The 6,589-nt window shown below is 33.3% G+C and carries 6 protein-coding genes; 2 read left to right on the top strand and 4 right to left on the bottom strand.

Annotation, left to right across the window (positions count from 1 at the left end; genetic code table 11):
* Nucleotides 1–190: 190 nt before the first annotated feature.
* The 4 genes from FLB_RS05320 to FLB_RS05335 form a co-directional block, all read right to left on the bottom strand.
* Complete coding sequence (locus FLB_RS05320; protein ID WP_157490546.1) at nucleotides 191–1,177, bottom strand: hypothetical protein; 987 nt, start codon at nucleotides 1,175–1,177, stop codon at nucleotides 191–193.
* A 261-nt stretch (nucleotides 1,178–1,438) separates the two neighbouring features.
* Nucleotides 1,439–1,993: a hypothetical protein gene (locus FLB_RS05325; RefSeq protein ID WP_064714936.1), complete on the bottom strand. Its 555-nt coding sequence runs from the start codon at nucleotides 1,991–1,993 to the stop codon at nucleotides 1,439–1,441.
* Nucleotides 1,994–2,012: 19 nt separating this feature from the next.
* Nucleotides 2,013–2,672, bottom strand: a complete 660-nt coding sequence (locus tag FLB_RS05330; RefSeq protein ID WP_064714937.1) for a hypothetical protein — start codon at nucleotides 2,670–2,672, stop codon at nucleotides 2,013–2,015.
* A 694-nt stretch (nucleotides 2,673–3,366) separates the two neighbouring features.
* Nucleotides 3,367–4,080 (bottom strand): hypothetical protein, encoded by a 714-nt coding sequence (locus FLB_RS05335; RefSeq protein WP_064714938.1) that lies wholly within the window; start codon nucleotides 4,078–4,080, stop codon nucleotides 3,367–3,369.
* 877 nt (nucleotides 4,081–4,957) lie between these two features.
* Between FLB_RS05335 and FLB_RS05340 the strand changes: the two genes are divergently transcribed.
* Both FLB_RS05340 and FLB_RS05345 read left to right on the top strand, forming a co-directional pair.
* A complete protein-coding gene (locus tag FLB_RS05340; RefSeq protein WP_231891047.1) occupies nucleotides 4,958–5,470 on the top strand; it encodes a hypothetical protein in 513 nt (170 codons plus the stop codon).
* 287 nt (nucleotides 5,471–5,757) lie between these two features.
* Nucleotides 5,758–6,108 (top strand): hypothetical protein, encoded by a 351-nt coding sequence (locus tag FLB_RS05345; protein ID WP_157490547.1) that lies wholly within the window; start codon nucleotides 5,758–5,760, stop codon nucleotides 6,106–6,108.
* The last annotated feature ends 481 nt before the right edge of the window (nucleotides 6,109–6,589 follow it).

A 6,589-nucleotide genomic window follows, 5' to 3' on the forward strand; every position in this document is an offset into this window, starting at 1 on the left:
AAAGTTTAAATTGTTTAAAGTTTAAATTGTTTAAGGTTTAAGGTTGTTTAATTTATTGTCGTGAAAAGTGAAAAGTGAAAAGACAGAAGTGAGAAGGCTATTATCAGTTATTAAAGTTTAAGGTTTAAAGTTTAAGGTTGTTTAAAGGTTTATTGTGAGATGTGAGAAAAGTGAGAAGTGATCTAAAGAACTAATTCACTTGCTGCCAAACTGTACCGTCACTCTGAAGTACAAAAACCGTATTATTACCCAAATTCGATGCATTAACACCAGTTCTACTAACAAATGAAGACGAGCTTCTATTCACTCCTGAATTGTTTTTAATTACATATATTCTACCTTTACAAGTAGTGGCTGCGGGAAGGGTAACTGCGGTTCCTGTATAAGTACCTGCTTTTAAAATCAAAGTGTATTCTTTATCGGTTAGTACAAAGCTACTAGTCGTTGCATTAATCGGAAGTGAAAAAGACCCCCCATTTTGTAACGTTGAATTGGCAACAACTCCTGTTGTATTAATACCTACTCTGACTGTATTGTTTAAACCGATACCTTGTAAACGCAATATTTCTATATTGGAATTCGTATCATAATTGTTTTTTTTAAAGAGAATTGCTTCGTCTCCATCATCACCCACTATGAATTCAAGAGATCCGTTATTAGCCGTTCCTGCCGATCCAATTTCAAAAAAGTCTGAACCCGCCGCACTGCCTTTAAGTCTAAAATTACCTGTAGCTGTTGTGTAAAACATTGGTTTATAAAAAGAAGCATTTGTAGCTTCAAATTGCAGTGCCGAAACACCGTTCCCTTTTAAATGAGCTATATATTGATCGGGATCATCATAATCAGAAAATGATTGCACTAAACCTAATGTATTTCGTTTTCCTAGTTCAAAAATAGTCGTATTGTTTGACCCCAAATTCGTTTTAACGTCTCCTATGCTACCCAATAAACTTGTAGGTAAGCTATTCGTATTGCCACCCATTTTCCACACATTATTCGCACCAATTAAGGCAAGCTTGCCATCGCTTAAACCAATAAACAACTCATTTGTGTCTGTTGTTTTGTACAAGTCTCCTTGGCCAGCATTGTTTATTGTAGTTACTACTCCAGAAGTAATACTAATTTGTGAAAAACCCAAACTCGTAGTCAACAGTAAAAAAAAATATAAGTACTTCATTTGCCTTCCATCTATCACCCTTAGGGTGAAATTATTTTTACCACACTTCGATGCCTCAGTACCGACTAAAATCATAGCATTTATAGCTTTTTAAAAGAAACCATTTGACTTCTTACTATTCACATAGCTCATCTATGGTGATAAATAGTGCTATTTCTACTTTGTCTATGTTGGTGCTACTAATCTATGGCTATAGGCTACACTGAGGCATCGAAGTGTGGTTAAGTTTTTATTTTTTTAATTTACCCTAGGGGCAATGTATCATTTTATCCTTTTAACAATCAAGGAACAACCGTTATCGGCTATGAATACCGTTTTATCCGAGGCCGTCGAAGCATACACTCTACCTTTTACTTTTATAACCGCAACTTGAGTTGTTACTATTATTTTTGTAACAGTAGCTGTATTTTTATCTACTACACTGTTTCGGCTATAGGTATACGCTCTGGTACCAGGGACTTCAATCCCTGCCATGTCTAAATAAAATTCAGCTCCTGACCTATCATTATTCTTACTCTTAGTACTTACCCTGTACGTTATTTCATAACGTCCGATTTTATTAATTGTAATAGCACTACCCCCTACACTAAAATCACTAGCATCCACAATCCCTGTGCTATTAAAAATAACATCCGAAAAAACTTCAGTAAGCACTTGAGGGCTAGCAGGAACCGACACATACAACTCTGCTAGGTTTCCAATTTCTTCATTTATGTTTCTCAACGTTCCTTTATTATCAACTACTTTGAAAGATTGTGCATAGATAGCATTACAAACTATCAACATGATGGGCAATAAAAGTCTTTTGAGAAACATATAAAATGGTAGTAAAAAATTACTTAATGTATTGGATTTCCACTATGTCGTCTTTATACATAGGTAAGTCCGTAGCACTATAAGTAATAGTCACTTTGTCTAATGAAGCTACAAAATCAGTACCTGTTCTTAATTTAATTCCATTTCTGTACACAAATAATTTAGCTTCCGTAGAACCTGCCGTTAACAAAGGTAATCCAGTTACCGTGATATCAACATTAGCGGAAGCATTTGTTGCTTGAACATGCTCGACTCTTATCCCACTCACTAAACTTTCTGCTGCTAATTTTTTAGTTGCCCCAGTTGCTTCATCTCTAACCAACAACGTCCAACCCGTTCCAGCACCACCATGTATAGAACCCGTAGTAGCATTTGTTGAGGCTGGTCCTGTCTCTAACTCAAGACCGTCAAGACCAAACACTTTACCCGTAGCATCTATGTAAGTATCATTGGTCAGTTGCCCTCCTAATTGCCAAGTTGTAGTAGTTGCATCGGCTGTAGTATTCACAATTTGAGTAATCCCATTGTTGGATTGAAAATACTTGATTGTACCTTTGTTGTCAACCACTTTAACCGCCTTTATCCCTTTTGCTACATCGACCGTAGCTTGTGCATTGCCTTTAAAAGATAAAGCCATGAGCATGGCAAAAAAAGCTAGTTTACATACTTTTGTTTTCATAATTTTTAGTTTTAATAGTTTATAAATTTATTTAATAGATTACTTTGGGTGATTGGGGATTGGGTTGTTTAAGGTTTAAGATTGTTTAGGGTTTAAGGTTGTTTAAGGTTTAAGGTTGTTTAAGGTTGTTTAAGGTTTAAGGTTGTTTAAGGTTTAAGGTTGTTTAAGGTTTAAGGTTTAAGGTTTAAGATTGTTTAAATTGTTTAAATTGTTTAAAGGTTGAAAAAGGTTAGCTATACTTAGCTATAGGTTATACCGCACTCCTTTCCTTTTGGAAATACTATACCTATTAGAAAAATTATTTTTAGTACCCCATTGGGTGAACTTATTTTTTTACCACACTTAGATACCACTGAACAGGCTAGTATCCTATAATTCGCCGTTTAAAAAAAATAACTAGCTTTTTTACTCTCTCCCTAGCCTATCTATTGAAAAATAGCAGTATTACTGTTTTTTTCTATGTTGATTTGCTATTCCTCTTGGCTCTAGTCTGAACTGAAGCATCGAAGTGTGGTTTAGTTTTTATTTTATTTGAATTTCACCCAACGGGTTAATTCAATTTTATTTTACTCTTCGTTTTTTTTAGCTGACACCTAATCTTTCTAGTTTTAGTTTGCTCTTTGTTATTCTAGCTATTCCCTTAAGAGTATCCCTATTCGTTCTTTGTTATAATTGAAAAAAACATTGGATTTCATTAATAAAACTGTACAATCCGTATTTCGTCATTAAAGTCGCAAATTATCCCTGACTCTAATTTTATCACACTAGGCTTACTAATTGTAAAACCAATTCTGATTCCATTTCTATACACATTAATCTTGTCAGCATCAAACGTAGGTAATGGAGCAATAAACTCTGTCTGCCCTTCTTTGGCCAAAACAATTTCTTGCTTTTCTTTTACCAACGAATTAGGCACTTTCTTCAAGACACCGTTAGCATCCACCACAAGAACGTCATCCTGCTTCGTATTCCCCTCTTCGAGTCCGATTAGAGCAAGGGTATTGGTTGCAGAGAGCTTCAATGTAGTTGGCTTTTCTAAACTCCCCCCCAATTGCAGCTTTCCATTGTCATTATTCAACCCATTTCCAACTTCTCCCGTGAACTTTTTCTCCTCGATAAGTATTCTATTCCATGTCTTATTTTCCCAATAATAAAACCCTGGCTTAACATCCGCTACTAAAGCTGTATTATAAACTAATAGTCCATCCACATTTCCATTACTAATTGTAGTTCCGTCTGTCCCACTTTTTAAAGCTACTCTTGGTATTAACATCCCTTTATCTGAAGAAACAATATCCAACATGGCCGATTTATTAGGAGTCATAGAGCCAATACCAACCTGACCATAAGACAACGGTATATAGACTAAAAAAACAATTAAGTAACGACCGGTTAATTTGAAATACATTATTAAACTATTTTAGAACTAAACTAAACTCAAAAATTATCTCCAATTTGTACCAAAAAAGACCTTTCTTAAGCCTCATTACAATCGAAATTCAAAAAGAATATTATACACAAATGAAAAGATATCTAAATCAACTTCACTCGTTAAAGTAACATACGGTAATAATGATGCAACAAATAATGCTATTTGAGTATTATTTGATAAAAAAAGTATCACTATCCTAGGGTTCAGTTGTCAGTTTTCAGTTATCAGTTGTCAGTTATCAGTTGTCAGTTATCAGTTATCAGTTGTCAGTTATCAGTTGTCAGTTATCAGTTATTAGTTATTAGTGATGATTTATTAGTGATGATTTATTAGTGATGATTTATCAGGTATGGGGGAATGTAGGATTGGGGAATTAGGATTGAGGAATTGGGATTGAGGAATTGGGATTGAGGAATTGGGATTGAGGAATTGAGGATTGAGGAATGAGGAATGAGGATTGAATTGAAAGATTCAACGTTTCAACAATTAAACCTTTAAACCACCTTAAACCCTAAACAATTTAAACCCTAAACAATTTAAACTTTAAACAATTCAACGATTGAACGACATAAGACACGAAGGCACATAAAAACCACCAGTAGTTGCGCTTGAAATCACTCTAATCACATCCCTTAAAATCCAAATAAACGCCCTTTTATTACACCAAACAACCACTTTATTTATCAAATAAGACTAAACGAAAAAATAAAATAGATTTTTGTACCAATGAGTAAAGATTAGTAGTTTAAAAAACATTACACCTAATATCCTGCTAGTTTTAATAAAGAATTATATCTCTTACACCTAAAATCAAACCATACTCTTATTACACATTACATAACTTAAATTTCTTATGACAAAAGTTATTACCTTTTTAATTATAATGTTTTTCCAATACATGTCTGGTCAACATGGACTTAGATTTAATACGATGGAATATTTTACACTCAGTACTAGTGTAGATCCTTATGCTTCTATCAAACAGTCTGGCTTAAATATAGTTGGTGAAATTGAATATGTAGGTTTAATTTACGCTAAAGCTGGATTTGAGTCTCATTCAGCGCTGTATGGAGGCTATACCGATATACATGGGGGATTTGGTGTCAACTTAACCTCTGGATTATATGAGAAATTGCGGTACTATGGCGGACTGCGTTTGGCAAAAGTAAATAGGGGTAATCATGGTTTTAGACCTATTTACGGATTAGAAGCAGGCATTGATTACACTATATCAGATCATTTTTTTTTTGGTTTAAGAGGTACTTTAGACAAAAGGCTTGATCAGGAAATTTTTGGCTGGAAACCTGAGTTAAACGGGAGTGGATTCATTAGAATAGGCTATAAATGGAACTATAAAAAATATTGAGTATAGAAAAGCTTGCAAATACCATAAATTTTAAGAACAAAGCTGTTGGGTGAAATTATTTTTTACCACATAGATGCATAGGAATTTATAATTTCATTAAAGAAAAAATAGACGTTTTACTATGGTGAAATAATGCTATTTCTATTCCTTCTTTAACTATTTTACTTTTATCTATGATTCTAGCCCGTACTGAGGTATCGAAGTGTGATAGAAAAATGATTTCACCCAACGGGTAAGAATAACTAAACTTTCATATACTATAAACAATCAATTGTAAATAATGCGTCATGATTTATGAAATAAAAAAAATAATGATTTGCGATACTAATAGATCTTTTTATAATTTTCTCAAAAAAGAATTTTCGGAATATGATTTTATTTATTACTCCGAGAGAGAACCCGCAGAGGATTATGATTATGTCATTTTTTTTAGAAATAAATCCTTAGACTGCTTTGAATTTTTAAATGCCAACAATATCAGAGTCCCTATAATTGTTGCCATATTTGATGATGTCAACTTTTATCTTAAGTGCCAATTGTGGGAAAAAGGAGTTGTTCGCTTTTTAAAAACATCCAATTCCAAGACTGAAATTAAAAAGCAATTAAAAGTATATTTAGAAAAAAGTAACGATATTTAAAAAAAACTCATAGCACATTTGCGCTAGACAACTTCATTAGGTTAAAAATTAAAAAAAAATTGGTTGCTGATGTATGGTTAACGATTTCATATAGTAAAACAACGAAAAATAACTGTTTTTTTTTTACTAATTACAAATTTTAAATCAACTATCATTACTCTACCCATGAGCCTAAAAGACGAACTGGCTGAGCTTTCTAAAATTTATTACCTTAATAACATTGACCCCTACGGTGTTTTTTAATTTAGTTAATGCTTTATTGTTTAATCATGTGGCTAACATCTTTAATGTTTTTAATAGTAGGTTACATATAGAGATGTGTCTTTGGGGGACCAGCCACATGATGAACAATTTTACATGTCATTTTTTCATCCATTAGAACCAATACCCTTTGGACGTGAGTTATCGGTTGTGAGTTATCGGTTGTGAGTTATCGGTTTTGAGTTATCGGTTATCGGTTGTGAGTTATCGGTTATGAGTT

Source organism: Flavobacterium succinicans (assembly GCF_001662485.1).
GTDB classification, from domain to species: domain Bacteria; phylum Bacteroidota; class Bacteroidia; order Flavobacteriales; family Flavobacteriaceae; genus Flavobacterium; species Flavobacterium succinicans_A.